The 16,116-nt window shown below is 60.0% G+C and carries 13 protein-coding genes and 6 pseudogenes; 13 read left to right on the top strand and 6 right to left on the bottom strand.

Translation table 11 applies throughout. From position 1 onward, the window contains the following. The first annotated feature begins 46 nt into the window (after positions 1-46). The 3 genes and pseudogenes from tnpA to tnpC (HAP48_RS23520) all read left to right on the top strand — a co-directional run. Entirely contained in the window at positions 47-484 is a 438-nt protein-coding gene (gene tnpA / locus HAP48_RS23530) for an IS66-like element accessory protein TnpA (RefSeq protein WP_165123109.1), read from the top strand. Continuing rightward, positions 481-837, top strand: coding sequence for an IS66 family insertion sequence element accessory protein TnpB (gene tnpB / locus HAP48_RS23525; RefSeq protein ID WP_092304020.1), 357 nt, complete (start codon positions 481-483; stop codon positions 835-837). Before tnpA ends, tnpB begins: the two co-directional genes overlap by 4 nt. Positions 838-959: 122 nt before the next feature. Next, positions 960-1,874 (top strand): annotated as a pseudogene (gene tnpC / locus HAP48_RS23520) (IS66 family transposase); the annotation flags it as partial. Positions 1,875-1,962: 88 nt separating this feature from the next. Here tnpC (HAP48_RS23520) and ltrA read toward each other — a convergent pair. Continuing rightward, entirely contained in the window at positions 1,963-3,207 is a 1,245-nt protein-coding gene (gene ltrA / locus HAP48_RS23515; RefSeq protein ID WP_224496549.1) for a group II intron reverse transcriptase/maturase, read from the bottom strand. 682 nt (positions 3,208-3,889) lie between these two features. Between ltrA and tnpC (HAP48_RS23510) the strand changes: the two are divergent. Both tnpC (HAP48_RS23510) and HAP48_RS23505 read left to right on the top strand, forming a co-directional pair. Then, positions 3,890-4,453: pseudogene (tnpC, locus tag HAP48_RS23510) on the top strand (IS66 family transposase); the annotation flags it as partial. A 14-nt stretch (positions 4,454-4,467) separates the two neighbouring features. Beyond that, positions 4,468-5,052: pseudogene (locus tag HAP48_RS23505) on the top strand (transposase); the annotation flags it as partial. A 76-nt stretch (positions 5,053-5,128) separates the two neighbouring features. Here HAP48_RS23505 and HAP48_RS23500 read toward each other — a convergent pair. Together HAP48_RS23500 and HAP48_RS50080 are read right to left on the bottom strand one after the other, a co-directional pair. Continuing rightward, positions 5,129-5,320: a hypothetical protein gene (locus HAP48_RS23500; RefSeq protein ID WP_029085083.1), complete on the bottom strand. Its 192-nt coding sequence runs from the start codon at positions 5,318-5,320 to the stop codon at positions 5,129-5,131. A gap of 302 nt (positions 5,321-5,622) precedes the next feature. Then, on the bottom strand, positions 5,623-5,748 hold the full coding sequence (locus HAP48_RS50080) for a hypothetical protein (RefSeq protein WP_256434653.1): 126 nt from the start codon (positions 5,746-5,748) through the stop codon (positions 5,623-5,625). A 1,240-nt stretch (positions 5,749-6,988) separates the two neighbouring features. Between HAP48_RS50080 and HAP48_RS23495 the strand changes: the two genes are divergently transcribed. From HAP48_RS23495 to HAP48_RS23485, 4 genes and pseudogenes are all read left to right on the top strand, one after another. Further along, a complete protein-coding gene (locus tag HAP48_RS23495) occupies positions 6,989-7,255 on the top strand; it encodes a DUF3892 domain-containing protein (protein ID WP_084518836.1) in 267 nt (88 codons plus the stop codon). Positions 7,256-7,808: 553 nt separating this feature from the next. Then, positions 7,809-8,234, top strand: coding sequence for a hypothetical protein (locus HAP48_RS23490; RefSeq protein ID WP_156929100.1), 426 nt, complete (start codon positions 7,809-7,811; stop codon positions 8,232-8,234). Positions 8,235-8,272: 38 nt separating this feature from the next. Beyond that, a pseudogene (locus tag HAP48_RS50800) lies at positions 8,273-8,753 on the top strand (DUF5677 domain-containing protein). A gap of 5 nt (positions 8,754-8,758) precedes the next feature. Continuing rightward, positions 8,759-8,980 (top strand): hypothetical protein, encoded by a 222-nt coding sequence (locus tag HAP48_RS23485; protein WP_029085079.1) that lies wholly within the window; start codon positions 8,759-8,761, stop codon positions 8,978-8,980. Positions 8,981-9,495: 515 nt separating this feature from the next. Here HAP48_RS23485 and HAP48_RS23480 read toward each other — a convergent pair. Both HAP48_RS23480 and HAP48_RS23475 read right to left on the bottom strand, forming a co-directional pair. Then, the gene (locus tag HAP48_RS23480) at positions 9,496-9,654 is read right to left on the bottom strand and encodes a hypothetical protein (RefSeq protein ID WP_166209516.1); all 159 of its coding nucleotides are present in this window, start codon (positions 9,652-9,654) and stop codon (positions 9,496-9,498) included. 836 nt (positions 9,655-10,490) lie between these two features. Then, positions 10,491-10,586: pseudogene (locus HAP48_RS23475) on the bottom strand (GNAT family N-acetyltransferase); the annotation flags it as partial. A gap of 426 nt (positions 10,587-11,012) precedes the next feature. Here HAP48_RS23475 and HAP48_RS23470 point away from each other — a divergent pair. The 4 genes and pseudogenes from HAP48_RS23470 to HAP48_RS23455 all read left to right on the top strand — a co-directional run. After that, positions 11,013-12,240, top strand: a pseudogene (locus tag HAP48_RS23470) (aspartate aminotransferase family protein); the annotation flags it as partial. A gap of 166 nt (positions 12,241-12,406) precedes the next feature. Further along, positions 12,407-12,625 carry a hypothetical protein gene (locus tag HAP48_RS23465; RefSeq protein ID WP_029085031.1) on the top strand — a complete coding sequence of 73 codons (219 nt, stop codon included), beginning with the start codon at positions 12,407-12,409 and terminating at the stop codon, positions 12,623-12,625. A gap of 73 nt (positions 12,626-12,698) precedes the next feature. Continuing rightward, positions 12,699-13,271 carry a thioredoxin domain-containing protein gene (locus HAP48_RS23460; RefSeq protein WP_051346818.1) on the top strand — a complete coding sequence of 191 codons (573 nt, stop codon included), beginning with the start codon at positions 12,699-12,701 and terminating at the stop codon, positions 13,269-13,271. A 169-nt stretch (positions 13,272-13,440) separates the two neighbouring features. Then, complete coding sequence (locus HAP48_RS23455) at positions 13,441-14,526, top strand: FAD-dependent oxidoreductase (protein ID WP_166209519.1); 1,086 nt, start codon at positions 13,441-13,443, stop codon at positions 14,524-14,526. A 35-nt stretch (positions 14,527-14,561) separates the two neighbouring features. On the opposite strand, the gene HAP48_RS23450 is transcribed toward HAP48_RS23455, so the two are convergent. After that, positions 14,562-15,691 (bottom strand): IS3-like element ISRj2 family transposase gene (locus HAP48_RS23450; protein WP_166204126.1). Its coding sequence is split into 2 segments (ribosomal slippage): positions 14,562-15,439 and positions 15,439-15,691, totalling 1,131 coding nucleotides; the frame shifts between segments, so codons are not numbered across the junction. Positions 15,692-16,116 lie beyond the last annotated feature (425 nt).

The following is a 16,116-nucleotide window of genomic DNA, read 5'->3' as shown; positions in this document are numbered from 1 at the left end:
GGGGCGATCTGCGAGTCTGCGGTTTGTTTGAACCGTTAGGCTTAGAATGGACACAGTGCATAGTGCTATCACGGAGCCGGTGAGGCGGCTTGAGGTCTTCACTGGAGCCGGCCGTCGGCGGAAGTGGAGCGACGAGGACAAGGCGCGGATTGTTGCGGAGATCGTTGCGAGCGGCGACTCAGTCTGTTCGGTAGCGCGACGGCATGGATTGTCGCCGCAGCAGTTGTTTGGCTGGCGCCGTCAGTTGCGAGAAGCTGCGGGCGGTCATTCCGAAGTGGAAGAAGTACAGTTTGTGCCGGCGGTGGTGGATGCCGTAGTGCCGGCGCCCGCTCTTGGCCGTGAGCGCAAAGCGGTGCGCTGCAAGGCCAAGACGGATTCCGGGATCATCGAGATCGAAGTTGACGGCATCACGATCCGGGCCGGTCGTGGTGCCGACCCAACAATGATTGCGTCGATCGTCCAGGCGCTGAAGGCGAGCCAGTGATCGGTCCGTCGGGTGCGGTCCGGGTGATGGTGGCGACTAAACCGGTAGACTTCCGCAAGGGAATGGAGGGGCTTGCTACCCTGGTGCGCGAGAGCATGGGGGCTGACCCATTCTCGGGAGCTGTCTATGTGTTCAGGGCCAAGCGGGCGGATCGGATCAAGCTGGTGTTCTGGGACGGAACGGGTTTGTGTCTGTTCGCCAAGAGGCTGGAGGATGGAATCTTCCGCTGGCCGAAGATCGAGGACGGTGTGATGCGTCTGTCGGCGGCGCAATTGTCGGCGCTGCTGGAGGGGCTCGACTGGCGGCTTGTGCATGAAGCACGGGCGACGCCGGCGCCAACACAAGCGGGATAGTTGTTGGCGGTGCTGCGGCGAAGTGAATCAGGAGCGTCGGACGCGTCGCCAGTTGGCGGCGAATATGCTCTGAATTGGGTGTGAGCGACGCCCTGCCTGACGATCCCGAGACGCTGAAAGCGATGCTGCTTGCGGAGCGGTGCGAGAGCGAACGGCTGCGTCAGATCATCAAGGAATTGCAGCGGCATCGGTTTGGCCGGCGGGCAGAGACGCTGCCTGAAGATCAGATGCTGCTGGGCCTAGAAGACGTCGAGCAGGTGGCAGCGTACGGCGAGACGGCGCAGGACGTCAGCGCACCTGAAGGCCGTGAGGTGCAAGCCGGTAGGCGCCGCGTCAACCGTGGCGCCTTGCCGGCGCACCTGCCGCGGATCGAAGTCGTCGTCGACATCGAGGACAAGACCTGTCCCTGCTGCCAGGGCGAGTTACATCGGATCGGCGAGGATAGAAGCGAGCGGCTGGACCTGGTCCCGGCGCAGTTCCGGATCCTCGTTACCCGGCGTCCCAAATACGCCTGCCGCGCTTGCGAGGACGGTGTCATGCAGGCGCCGGCCCCGGCCCGGTTGATCGAGGGCGGACTGCCGACCGAAGCAACCGTCGCCCAGGTTCTGGTGTCCAAATATGCCGATCACCTGCCGCTCTATCGGCAGGCTCAGATTTACGCCCGCCAGGGCATTGAGCTCGATCGTTCGACGCTGGCGGACTGGGTGGGACAAGCAGCCTTCCACCTGCGTCCGTTGCATGAGCGCCTCCTCGGCAAGCTCAGGCGACGGCCAAAGCTGTTCGCCGACGAGACAACGATGCCGGTGCTCGATCCTGGCCGTGGGCGTACCAAGACCGGCCAGCTCTGGGCCTATGCGGCGGACGACCGGCCATGGGGCGGTGCCGATCCGCCGAGCGTCGTTTATGTCTATGCCCCCGATCGCAAGGCCGACCGACCGATCGCGCATCTGGCAGGCTTCAAGGGGATCCTGCAGGTCGATGGCTATGCTGGCTATGGCAAGCTGGCCGAGCGTGGCGACGTTCAGCTTGCATTCTGCCGAGTAGGCGGGGGTGTTGCCATCCCCGCCCCTCACAGACCCGGACGAGCGGATTACCCGCATCCGGTTCTTCACGCGCAAGCTTCGCTCACGAGACGGCAGCATATTGGTGGACGATCTTGGCTGTTGGCAGTGGGTATCGCGCGAGCATGGCCCGGAAGCGCGTCCACGGCAGATTGCTGTGGCGGCCACGCCGTGCGAGCCATTTCCTCCATATCCGCGTGACTTGGTGGTGGTACCATCTGATGCGTCGGCCGTTTCCGGAGATGCCGTAGTAGGCGCAGTGCCCCCGGATTACCCGTGACAGATGGGCGTGCTGCTCCCTGAACGAACAGTGCAGGTTTTGCCGACACCATTCCATCACAGAAGCCAGCGCGCGTGCGTAACGGTCTTTTGCCGTTATCTGACGGACGACATTCTTGCCTTGCCTCGACAGACCCCACACGTGGGTGAAGCCAAGGAAGTTGAACGTGGTCCCCGCCGTCGCAGGATGACGCCCGCCTGGGCGTTTGAACCGGAAGTCTACGAAGCGAGTCTTGGTCGGATGGAGTTGAAGCCCATACCGATCAAGCCGCTTGGCCAACACGTTCAGCAATCGCTTGCCGGACAGGTGGTCCTCAAAGGCAATCACCGCATCATCAGCGTATCGAACCAGTTGGCACCGCCCCTTGAGCCGCGGTCGCGCCACCTGCTCGAACCATTCGTCCAGCACATAATGCAGGTAGATGTTTGCAAGCAGTGGCGAGATCACGCCGCCTTGGGGCGTTCCAACAGTCGTGCGGCGCAGGATGCCCTTTTCGAGCACCCCCGCCTTCAGCCATTTATCAATCATCCTCCGGACGACACCGTCCGTGACTCGCTGGTCGAGGAATCGGCGCAAGTGTGCGTGGTCGATGGTGTCGAAGTATTTCGAGATATCGACGTCCACCACCCAGCGCAGCCCTTGTTCCATGAACCCGGTACGTAGAGCGTGCAGGGCGTCATGGGCCGATCGTCCCGATCGGAACCCGTACGAGCACGGCAAGAAGTCCGTCTCGTAGATCGGCTCTAGCAGCAGGAGAATCGCCCGCTGCGCCACCTTGTCTTCCAGTGTCGGGATGCCCAGCGGCCGTTCCGTGCCATCCGCCTTGGGGATGTAGTGCCGTCGCACCGGCGGCGCGATGTAACGGCCGGATTTGATGCGCGCCAGGAGATCATCAAGATTGACCTCCAAGTTCGCCTCATAGTCCGTCGCCATCATGCCGTCGACGCCGGGCGCGCCATCCTTGCGCGTCAGACGATAAGCCTCGAGCATCCATTCACGGTCGATCAGGTGATGCAGCGCGGTCAGCACCCGCTCGGGATGTTGCCTCGCCAGATCGGCTATCCATTGTCGTTTCGTGGACAGGTTTGCGGGACTCAGGGTTCCCTCCCGTGTTTCTCGTCAATGGGTCTTAACGCGTGACGGCTCCCTTCCCTCCAGCGGGTCCCGGTGAGCCCAGTTCCCCGCCTTCCTCGGTACTACGAAGCCGCTACGACTTCCCGCCGCGCATGTCCGTCAGCTTATGTCTTCGCCTCGGGATTCCACATGCCTTGGTGTTTCGTGTTCGCGTCTGCGCTCCCGATGTTCGCCAAGTCGGTCATCGGGCCCGGAGCATTGTTCAGGCCGGTGCTCCTGTCCGGCCGATTCATGTGGACACAAACGGGACCTCTCAGGTTTCCTGGTGGCCCATCCCGTACCTTTGCCCTGCTCTGAGACCCCGGCCGAACCGGTAAGCCTGACCATAGCGGCTTTCCCAGTGCTGCCCCCGGATCCAACACGGCGAAGGCTTCAGCACGACCATGATTTCGAGGCTGCCACAGGGCTTCAGTACCCGCTGTCTACGCTTCACGAATGACGTTGCCGTCACCCATGCAAGACTCGCTTCCGGCTGGCGGGCTCCGCCTTTGCCGCGAGGGCGTCGAACCCTCTGGGTCACGTTGAAAGGTTTCAGGTCACATTCTTCCTCCTTTCCAGGACTTATCCTGACGCAAGCTGGTCCCACATGCGGCGTAACTTCTACGAACTCGCCGCCCCCGGTCCCGCGCCCATTGCGGGCGAGGCGCTCAAGCATATCGCCGAGTTCTATGCCATCGAGAAGGACATCCGTGGCCGTAGCGCCGAGGAGCGCTGTCTCGTTCGGCAACAGAAAAGCCGACCGCTGGCGGAAGCCTTCGAGCAGTGGCTCCGCGCAAAGCTCGCGTTGATCAGCCAAAAGGGCAAGCTGGCCGACGCCATCCGCTATGCGCTCTCACGCTGGGAGGGCCTGACGCGCTTTATCGATGATGGCCGTATCGAGCTCGACAACAACGCCGTAGAGCGCTCGATCCGTCCGATCACGCTCAACCGGAAAAATGCGCTGTTCGCAGGCTCCGACGGTGGTGCCGAGCACTGGGCTATCATCGCCTCCCTGGTCGAAACCTGTAAGCTGAACGATGTCGATCCGCTTGCCTACTTGACCGACGCGCTCACCAGGATCGTCAACGGTCATCCGAATAACGAGATCGATCACCTGCTGCCGTGGGCCTATTGCCGTCACGACCTCAAAGCTGTGGCCTGAAAACAGCGCTTACGCTCGACCCGACGGTGCCAAGACTGTTCATCGCCGACGGCGCAAAAGCGTTGTCGAAGGCGATCCGCCGCACCTTCGGTTCGGCCGCTGCGATCCAGCGCTGCCAGATCCACAAGGCGCGCAACATCATGGAACGCCTGCCGAAAGAGCATCATGCGGCCACCCGTCGGGTGCTGCGCCAGGCCTGGGAGCTCGATGACGCCGACAAGGCTGAAAAATTGATCCGCAATCTCGCGCGTCGACGCGACCAGCAATGGCCCGGCGTAGCGGCCAGCATCCTCGAAGGCCTCGACGAAATCCTGACTGTCGTCCGGTTGAAGCGGCCGAAGGAGCTTCGGCGATCGCTCGCCTGGACCAACATCGCCGAGAACATGATGGGCACCATTCGCCGCGTCACGCGCAACGCCGAACGCTGCCGGGATGCCGGTATGGCCTTGCGATGGGTCGCGGCCGGCATGATCGAGGCCAACAAGGGCTTTCGACGATTGAAGGCGCATAAGCAATTGTCGGTTCTACGTGCGGCCCTTCAAGCTCGCCACGATCGCATGACGATCAAGCCCGTTGCCCACGTCTCGAGGGCCGCGTAACATTCATTCCGGCAACGTCGGCCCGACCTAGTTCAACACCAATCGGGACATCCCCACGGTCATCAGCGCAGCCTCCTTAATAGCCGAGCTGCAGGCGACGCAGAATCTTCCGCTTCCGGCGCGCCCGACGCTCTGGGGTGATAGGAATTATCTGGGCCGGGCCCGCGATGGCAGGGCGCACCGATCGCGTCAGCGGCCTCACCATCTCGTCGCAAAACGAGGCCATGAACTGCAGAGGCGCGAGGGCGAGATCGACAAAGAACAGCATGTGGCTACTCCTTTCTTTAAGCCGTAGTTGTTTCGTACCAGATCGAGTAGGTCGCACTCTGTCTGGCGGCGCTCGAACTCCTCACCTACCAACAGATCATCGACAGTTCGCACGCGCCCGAATTGCGCGCGGTATCCCGTGTCGTGCTCCCAGGCCGTCCCCCACAGCGAAACCGTACCCACAGCGAGAGCAACCAGATCACCCTGGTCGGCAGACGGCAACAGAAGCGGAGAGCGCCAGACGGCTGCAAGCTTTGCTCCTTCATCGGCCGTGCGCTCGGTGATCCCGAGGGATCGGTCCTATCAGTGGATGAGTCTGACCGCGGCGCCGGTGGGCAAGGTGCCCAAGCTATCCGAGGTGGTGACCGTCAGCGGCGTGCCGCGCGAGCCCGCGGCCGATGGCTGGAACGGCGAGATCGACGCACTCACCGACGCATTTCTTTCCGTCAACCAAGGGCGCTGTACGTGCCGTAGAAGAGCTAGAGCGCACTGTCTCGCAAGCAGCAATTCCATACTAGAGAAGACTGCTCACCGACTGTTCATTTCGCGGGCCGGCTTGTGTCCCCGATCGCAACATTCTTAAACCCGGCGCCGTTCATTTCCGCGGCAACGGCCTCAGCTCTTCTATCGTCCGGCACGGCTGAATGATTGGCCGACCGCTCCGACGTCCGCTTGCGAGATCACTACGGTTCTCCCTCCAATGAATCCCAGACGAAACATGCTGCTCTATTGGAGGCTTGGCAATGCGGGATCCTACGGGGTTGCGGTATTTTTGAGCTGCCCCAAGCCCCCAGGGTCCCGCGGGAGAGACGCCTATTCGCTGAGGACGTGAGAGCCTTGGCGACGACGTTGCCGGACGACATACACCAAGGCTCACCCGCACAACGGATTGCCCCTTAAATGGCGTGAGCCGTCCTTCGGTTGTCATCCCGCCCCGGCGCGATCGAGTCCTGCTTGTCCCTCTGACTTGAAGAATGGAGGAGTATGCGCCGGGTGCCGACCGCGATCCGGGCGGCCGGCGCCCCCTAGAATAGGTAGGAGCCTGATCCAATGTTGGTGCTGTACGGTGAACCGCCGTTAGCTTTTCGGGCTGTCCAGTGGAGCATCAGGACTCTGTTCGATGTCTAAAAAGACTACCAACTTGCGTGCCGGAGTTAAGAAGCGCATTGCCCAGATCGAAAGTATGACACTAGTCCAGATTCAACGGGTCATGATGGATTGTATGTCCAAGCGGTCTGCTGGTATGTGAGGGCAATGCGTTGCGCCACGCGCTCAACAAACGGGTCGGCATTCTCAGACGAGACCTTGTCGCGACGCGGGAGAGCTAAAGCGCCAGGTGAGAGGCCGCGATCCCGAAGCCGGGGTCGCCAAGCTTGCACGCCTAAAGAAAGAACTCGCGGCATGGAGTTTAGGATACAAATGCAGGAGCGGTACCCGCTCGCGTCAAGGACAAGAGGAGCGTGGCATGTTCGAACGATCACACTTCCGTTCTTATTCAACCTTGGCCGCATTTGTATTGGCCTTGCGGTCTTAAGCGCCGTCCTGCTGGTCCGGATAATAATGACGCCCGTCGGGCCATAAGGCTGCTCCCCAGTTTGTGTATCCTCGCTTGGTTGATTGGGGATTTGCTGGATGCCGTTCCGCCGCTGGAGACGAATCGGAGTGAGCCATGACTCGCCGCATTACCTGCATTGCCAGGCTGCCTAACCATCAAGACCGCCATCGGCGCATTCAAGCAGTCGGTGGTTCAGGATGGCAAGACACGGAAGAAACAGCCATTGCAAACGTCAGACGCGACAAAAGCGCTTATGAGGTCACTGAGCAGGGCAAGACGGTCAAGGTGACCGTCAAAAAACACGATGGTCGCGAGTACCTCAATACCGAGAACAATCGTTTTCTTCCCGACAATCTTCTTAGTCTTCCGGATTGCCCGTGACCAGCCTGTCGGCCCTCGCGCTCCGGCCGGAGGGGCATCTTTGTCTCGGACTTCGAGCAAGGTGAGATCGGCCCGGACCTCTTCCGGAAGGCCTGCGAGTTCGGCTTTGAGGGCTTGGTATCGAAGCGCTCCGATCGCCCATACCGCGGCGGCCGATGCCCGCATTGGGTCAAAATCAAGAATTGGACGCATGCGTCCATGGCGCGGAAGTTCGAGTGAAAGCCGAGCCGCGGAGTGGCGGGCGTGAGAGCCCCAGCCCTTGGCTTTCCTGCCCGCTTAGGTTGTGGCACATTCCCTTCTTATATTCATTAAAGGGAAACAGCCTGTGGCCACCACAACAAAAACGGGACCGAAGCGGAAGCCCTTAAAGACATTCAAGCCAAAGCTGGCGACAATTGACACGACCAAAGTTAAGCCAGTTCCTAAGACGAAACGCAAGAAATTGCCCGACGGAAGTTACGATGTCTAAGCGATGCACTCGCGCCAAATGAAGTTTGCACCGCCGCTCCACTCGGGGTCAATACAAGAAGCTTTCAATCGAAGCCTTCACGACATGGCCCGTGAAGTGGCCGCCAAATTGATCCAGGAGAAGATTCGCGAGCAAGGCGTGCATATAGCTGAAAATCACCTCGCCAGCTTAGTCGACGGACTCCTTCAAGCAAACAGCGTCGATGCGGTGACGGTCGATGATGGGGGAGCCGGCGAGCCGGTCGAGATAATATTTGATCGACGTGATGAAGACGAGCTGTCGCGACGGCTTGGCGATCTTGAGGATCAAATTCCATCTCTGACAAACGACTTCACAGAGAAAGTTTCGACGCAATTGCTCTCCACTCTTAAGCGGGGATGGCAAGAGCACGCGACGGAACAGAAGGACAGCTTGGACGGCTTCCGGAGCAGGATCGCTGAGCGTTGGGGAGCCGGACTCGAGGAGCTCGATTGCTCGTTACAATTGCCAGCGAATTCGGAAACAACATAGCGCATGGCGTGTCAGAGCCAGAGCCAATCGCCTATTCGATGGCGGCCATCCGCCTGCTTCACGCGCGATCCTGCCAGATTACCCAGGAAATCATCTGGTTGCTGAGCGGAGGATTTGCTGATGCCGCTATGGCTAGATGGCGGACGCTCCGCGAGGCGACGGCGGTGGCCAGTCTGATCGGGGAACACGGGGAAGATTTTAGCGGAGCGCTATTTCGCGCATGAAGTTGTAGAGACCCGCCGGGCGGCGTTGCAGTATCAAAAGCACTGCACAAAGTTGGGTCAAGAACCCTGCAGCGACGAAGAAATGCAACACCTTGAGAGCCAATACGCGGCGGCGCTATCAAGGTATGGACGCAACTTTAAGACCCAGCAGGGTTGGGCTGCTGAGCATCTAAAAAAGGCCAGTCCGAAGATCGAAGACATATTTGAGGCCGTCGAGCTCGATCACCTCGTCCCTACTATCGCCTGGCAAGCCATAATGTTCACGCAAATCCAAAGGGCGTGCTGTTCAAGTTAGGGCTGATGGACGAAATGAAGGTTCTTCTGGCGAGTCCCAGCAATGCCGGCTTGGCGGATCCCGGACACGCTACCGCTCGATCATTGATGCAGGTTTCTTCGGTTCTGAACATGTTGAATCCGACCTTGGACAATTTGATCAGCGTAAAGATGATGTTCCAGCTCTTGACGGAAATTACTGACAACTTCCAAGCGTCTCACGACCAATTAGTGCGTGAACATGAGTAGCCAACGGCTGGCGGCGCCATTTAGGCGGTGAACCAATGCATAGACTCCTCATGGCAAAGGAGCGCCAAGCGCTGGACCGCATGACGTGGACTACGTCAATTTCCACATCAAAGCCGAACTCGGGACTGGCGTCGGCACGAAGACCATTGAGGGCCTGGTGGCAGTGGGGTTGATCGAAGCCGGCCCAAATGCTCGTCACTAAGGGGAAATTGGCTGGCGGCTGACAGACGACGGTTGGCGCTGCATGTATGGTGAAACGATCGCCGAGATTTTGGCCAAGCCGGAGGCGTGAAGTCTTATCCCTTCATCGTGTGGCAATGGCCGGTAGATCCAAGTGGTAGAAGGCGACTCCGATGAACCGAGATCGTATAATTGCATCGATGCCGAGGTCTTCTCATCGAACTTGGTTCGAAAATTGTACTTCCGCTCTCCAACTTCGGTGATTTCATTTATTACGACGACACCGCCCTGGCGAAGGTACGGCATCGCCGTTGCGCCAATCGGCCCCGTTGAGATCAGAAACAGCGCCGCGGCGATGCAATCATAGGAACCTCGTGATTATTGTGGTGCAGGTCTTCGCCCAATCGATCAACGATGAATTCTGACGATTTTGACCGGCGCTGCTCTTCCCCTTGGAAGCCGTTCTCATCGAGAGTCGCGTTCCAGTCGGCCAAGACTCCATCGATCCGTCCGAATCGCATCGCGTTCTGATGTTGGATTGGCCGAATTCTAGATGCATATCGAACAGCTTCATTGCAAATCTCCTTCTCTATGCGAACAGCAACTGGTATTTGCGCGGCGGCTTGGTTTCATCGAGCGGTGCGGCCCCTTTTGCCATAGCTAGTGCGACCATTCCGTCGATGCGTCCCGCGCTCCGCGATTTTGACAGCTTCCGGTTCTAGGCGTCTTTACCGTCCACCACGGCATTGGCTGCACACATCGACAACGCAAAACGGACCACGGCCAATGGATCCGATCTGTCGGATCATACTTAGCCAGAACGTATCTTCTTGCCTGGACCCAACGGGGCCGGGAAACGTTCATCGCGATGATTAGTCGACACAACGAAGTCGGCTCCCTCGCCCAGCTGCCTCACGCCGCGTTTCGAACATGTTCATGCGGAGCTCCATTTGAGAACTGAAGCATTCTTATCTTTTCGTCATGATCGGCTCCGGGGGCGCCCGCAAAATCGGCTCTGGGGGCGCCCGCAAATTCCCTTTATCTTACAACCTAACGCTACGTGCGCTTCAAGCCGTTTACGCTAATGCTCTGGGTGAACCTGGAGCGCGTCACCGGCGCAAGCAAAACGCGCCCGCATTTGCTGCATCAACAAAGACAGGCAGCCAGAACGCCCAAGAACGAAACATAAAGTTGGCGGAGTAAATCCCGATGAGACAATTCGGTGGAAGCGATTCCTCGCTAACACGATTAGGGTCCTGTACCTGATCAGCGGGTTCTGATTCCTTCGCTCAAAGTTGATTCGGCATGGGACCGCGGCCCTGGAGGGAGATTACGTCGCAGCGAGATCGCGGAGCATGTAAGTCGCACCCTCCCCGTAGGATGCGAGCTTTGCGCGCAAGTCCGCATCCGTCGTGACGAGCCGAAATGACGACGCGCGGCAGCAGCTGGGATAACGTGCTGAACACACAAGACCCGCTCACCTTCGGCGGAGCGGGCGGCCTGAACGTGGTGGGCTCGAATACGTAACCGCGGTCCACGGCGCTACGACCACCGGCTCTCTACGGCCTGAACGCCGCCGGCAGCTTGATGGAAGCTGCCGTCGGCGACCAACACGTCCCGGAAATCCGATGCTTTGTCGTGCTTGGACATCGTCCCCTCTCTGTGATCACTTCCAGACCGTGCGTCGCCGCCAGTTAAGCCTGTGGTCAGGCATAGGCACAAGCGAATTCCTTTAAAGAGATCGTCAACCACGACTATCGCAAGGCCCAGAGAAGCCAGGGAAAGGACCGGCGCTTCCCCACATGATGCTCCGGTCCCTATCCAATTCTGAACCGATGATGTGACGCCGACCATGCTGCCCAGTTCTCAACAGGCCCGAGATGTGGCCTATCAGCTTCACGCCTATACCAACGCACGGTCGCACCAACGGGCCGGGCCGCTCATAATTGAACGCGGCGAGGGCCCCTACGCCTTCGACACGGCAGGAAAACGCTACCTCGATGCGATGGCCGGTCTCTGGAGTGCGGGTCTTGGCTTCCGCGAAAAGCGGCTTATCGAAGCCGCGCATCGCCAGATGCAAATCCTGCCATTCTATCATACCTTCGCCTCACGATCGAATGGGCCTTCCATCGCGCTTGCCGAGAAGCTGGTGAAGATGTCTCCGGTGCCGATGAGTAAGGTGTTCTTCACAAACTCCGGCTCGGAAGCGAACGATACGGTGTTGAAGCTGATCGCCTACCGATCGAATGCATTGGGCCAGCCTCAGCGCAAGAAGGTCATCAGCCGGTTGCGCGGCTATCACGGCGTCACGGTCGGTGCGGCAAGCCTGACCGGATTTCCCGACAACCACCGCTCTTTCGATCTGCCGCTGCCCAACATTATGCACACGGGCTCTCCCCATTTCTACAAAGACAGCCGTGCGGGCGACTCGGAGGAGACCTTTGCAACGCGTTGGGCCGAGGAGCTCGAGTCGCTGATTCAGCGCGAAGGTGCCGATACCATCGCAGCATTCTTCGGTGAGCCCGTAGTGGGCGCGGGCGGCGTCATCGTTCCGCCGCCAACTTACTGGGACAAAATTCAAAGGGTACTAAAAAAGCATAGCATCCTTTTGGTCGCTGATGAGGTGATTTGCGGCTTTGGCTGGACCAAAAAAATGTTCGGTTGCGAAACCTGCAACATCGCGCCCAATGTAATTGTAGTTTCGAAGCAGTTCCAGCTATTTTCCGCTATCGGCGATCATAATGAATGACTACATGTTCGAACCAATCGCAGACGAGAGCAATAAGGTTGGACTGCTGGCTCATGGCTTCACGGGCGGGGTCACCCGGTCGGAGCCGCCGTTGCGCTCGAAAACCTCAAACTCATCGAGGAGCGGGGTCTGATTGCGAACGTTGGCCGCATCGGGGCCCTACATGCAGGAACGGCTGCGCACGCTCGTTGACCATCCACTCGTTGGGGAGGTCCGCGGCGTTGGCCTTATTGCGGCAATCGAGCTGGTGCTGGACAAGAAACGGAAAGTCGCCGCTACTACTCCGGGCGACGTTGGCAGCATCGCGAGCCGGTTGCTGCACGAGTCCGGCACGTCGCTTGCTTTGTTCACACCACGATCACACCGTGACGAGAGGACGATGTGGAGAATGCTGTCTCGAGTTCACGAGGTGTTAATTACGATGGTCGTGGCGCTGCGTCATTGCTGCGCTTTCTCGAATCGAGAGAGCGCTCGGCTACGATATCTATCTTACGATCGTGCGCGACTGCCGGCTGCTGCTTCCGGTCGCCGCACCGTTCTCCACCGCAGCGCTCTTCGCAGCCCACGTGCTCGCGAGCTTTCTGCTGCTCGTGCCGTTATTCGCCAGCGTGGTCTTCGCGGAAGCACTGTTGGCGCTCTATGGCACTGCGATGGCGGCGGTGCACGTCATCCGCGCGGACAACGATCCACGGCCGGGAGCTGCAGATCACCACTAAAGCGCTGGTCGCCATCTCGGCGGCAGCCTCTTTCTTATCGGCGGCGGCCCCATGGCTCGGCCAAACATTTGTCATGAGGCTGCTCGCGTCGTTCATCGTCAAGCTGTTGCGTGCCGTGTGCAAGAAGCTGTTGCAAATCCTCTCATCGGTCGGCATAGCGGAGAACGCTTGGCTCGATATTGTGGTGGCGAGGGACGATCTTACCGAGCATCGCGTCTTCGTAGCCCAGTGCAGGCTGCAGAATTCTCCCAGAGAGCTGTCGAAAGAGCTCGGCATCGCATTCCGTGGCAGCCGCTTGCCGTACGGAGCACTGGTCGTCGGTGCCGGGGTAGTACGCGCCAAAAGGCTGATCAACAACCGTCAGCAGTTCGCAAGTCTGCTCGATGGCTGCGATCTCCGGGTTGCGCTGGTGCAATATTATCTCAGCGTGGTGCGCTCCACCCACTCGCGGCCGACCATTGTCGAGCTGGATGTCGAACATCCTCATCAACAAGCGATAGACGCCTGCGATCGCGGGAGCGAGGCGGCATTTCGCCGTTCCGCGCAGGCGGGTCGAGCGCCGCTCGCTCTCAGCCCTATGGTAAAGTCCCTGGTCGATGGCGCGGCGCTCCCTTTCGACCGCTGCGGCAGGGCGGCAAGCCCATAAGACCGAAAAGGCTGACAAGGCGAATTGCGAATACTGCGCGACTGCACCCTTCAGGGATTCTTGTGCTCCTGCTGCGGCTGCAGTGTGTCCACCAAGGGCGGGGCCCGCAAAAGTGCGGTGGCGCGGCAGATCAATCGCGCGTGCTAAACAGCGAAAGAGGGAGTGAGGGATGCGTGCTTGCGAAATCGCCGTCGTCGGCCTCGGCCTGATAGGGAGTTCTGCGTTCCATGCGCTGGTGCGTCGTGGGGCCGACGTGCTCGGATTCGACCCTCTTGTCTTGGGCGAGGCTCGCGGCTCGTCGCATGGCTCATGCCGAGTGTACCGACGCTTCAATTTCGAGAGCGCGGCTTACACGGAGCTTAGCGATGCTGCCCTCAAGGGATGGCGGATGTTGGAGGCCGCCAGCGGACGAACAATCCTCATGCCGACCCACGTACTCGAAGCAGGACCTCCCGGATCGAAGATGGTGGCCGACTCCCGCGCCGCCGCGCTCAAGGACGCCGTCCCCGGTCCGGTCACGGGAGCGGAAGCAAACGCCGCATTTCCCGCGTTCCGGCTTCCGGATAATTGGGATGTGGTCGTCCAGGAAAGCGGCGGGATCCTGTTGGCCGAAGCGGCGATCCGCGCGTTTCGCGAAGGCGCCGAACACCGCATCATTCTGGCTCCGGCCCGAATACGGCCGGTGGCCGCCGGCATCCGTATTTCAATGCCCCGAGAGGTAATCTTGGCCGAGAGGGCCATCATTGCTGCAGGACCGTGGATTGCCGGGCTAATCCCGGGACTCGCACGACACTTAAAGATCACCCGACAAACGGTCGGTTGGTTCAAGCCGGCCAAACCCGAATTGGTGCGTTACGGCGAGTTTCCGGCGTTTATTGTCGAAGGGGAGAAAGGAGTGGTCTACGGCTTTCCCGATTTCGAGGGACGAGGCGTGAAGGCTGCACAGCACGACCAAGGGCCAGTCGTGGGGGCAGACGCCTGGCACCCGCCGCCAACGGACGCAGAACTGGAGACTGTCGGATTGACACTAGCTGAATTGGTTCCCGGTGCGGCGGGGCCAATCGTCGAGCGCGATATCTGCCTCTACACGAACACGCTGCGAGCAGACCTGCAACCGGACGAGGGCAACGAATTCATCATCGATAGAGCTGGCGCCGGTTGTTTGGACAGCGCCCCGCGGGATTTAAGTGGATTCCTGCCGGGTTATGCTGAACGCGGGGCCTTACGATTTTGTCGTTGCGTCGGGAGGGCGTAGCCCGACCAGAGCGACGACAAAATCGTCGGCGACGGTCATGCGGCCATCACCATAGCTTGCGTGCCGAAGTAAGCCTCGTCGGGCGTGCGCCCGTCAAGGCTCGAGTGAGGGCGTCCCTGATTGTAGAAGGCCAGATACTTGGCAATTGACGCTCGCGCCTCGGACACGCTGTCGTAGGCGCGGAGATAAACTTCTTCGTATTTGACCGTGCGCCAGAGCCGCTCGACAAACACGTTGTCGCGCCAGGCGCCCTTGCCGTCCATGCTGATGGCGATCTTCGCGTCCAGCAGCACATCGGTGAACTCGAGGCTGGTGAACTGGCTGCCCTGGTCCGTGTTGAAAATCTCGGGCCTGCCGTGCTTCGCCAACGCCTCCTGGACCGCTTCGACGCAGAAGGCCGCCTCCATTGTGATCGAGACGCGATGGGCCAGGACCCGTCGGCTGAACACATCGACGACCGCCGCGAGATAGACGAAGCCACGCCGCATCGGAATGTAGGTGATGTCCATTGCCCACGCCTGGTCGGGCCGCTCGATCTTCAATCCGCGCAACAGGTACGGGTAGATCTTGTGACCCGGTGCCGGCTTACTCGTGTTCGGGCGACGATAGACCGCCTCGATCCCCATGCGCTTCATCAGCGTCGCGATGTGGCGGCGACCGGCGTATACGCCCTCCCGCCGCAGCAACGATCGCTGCATACGCGCTCCCGCGAAGGGATAATCGAGATGCAGCTCATCGAGCCGACGCATCAAGGCAAGGTCCTCGGCCGAAACTGGCCGAGGTTCATAGTAGACCGTGCTGCGAGCCAGCTTCAGGACCTTCGCCTGGCGCACGATAGAAAGATCATGACCGCGGTCGATCATCGCTTTGCGCTCAGCAGGCCCGCCTTGGTGAGCGCGCCGGACAAAAAATCGTTTTCCAACGCCAGCTCGCCGATCTTGGCATGTAACGCCTTCAAATCGACCGGCGTCTCGGCCGACGCCTTGTCATGCCCAAACACGCCGGCGGCGCCTTCCAGGAGCTGGTTTTTCCAGATCGTGATCTGGTTCGGATGAACATCAAACAGTTGCGCCAGCTCCGCCAGCGTCTTGTCGCCTTTGACCGCAGCCAAAGCAACCTTCGCCTTGAATGCCGGAGAATGCATCCGGCGGCTCTTCTTCGTCATCTTCGCTCCTGATTCGCGGCAAGAATCCTCGCCGCTGTCAGGCAGAAAATCCACTCAAGCTACTGTCCGAATTTGCGGAGCCAGCTCTGATCGACTTCCGGCCGACCCCCGCATCGTCGTTGCGTCGCCTTGCTCCGGTCACGGTGCGAAGTTCGCCAGCGCGATCGGTACGATGCTCGCGGATCTGGCACTCGATGCGAAGCTGATAGCGCCGAACGCGTTTCGGCTCGACCGTTTCAGCGGCGTCGCGCCGCCAAACTCCTGAGACGTCAATTGGCATCCAATTCTGGAATTGCAGACAATGGCGTAATTGCGGTCGTGGGCTCGGGCACCAATGGAGCTCCCGCAAACAACCAATTCGCATCAACTGCCATGAAGCACTATGTTGGGCCGGAAACCGCAGTGTGCGTGGTCGGCGAGACGGG

This window comes from Bradyrhizobium septentrionale, from assembly GCF_011516645.4.
GTDB lineage: Bacteria > Pseudomonadota > Alphaproteobacteria > Rhizobiales > Xanthobacteraceae > Bradyrhizobium > Bradyrhizobium septentrionale.
This window is presented reverse-complemented; position numbering and strand designations above follow the sequence as displayed.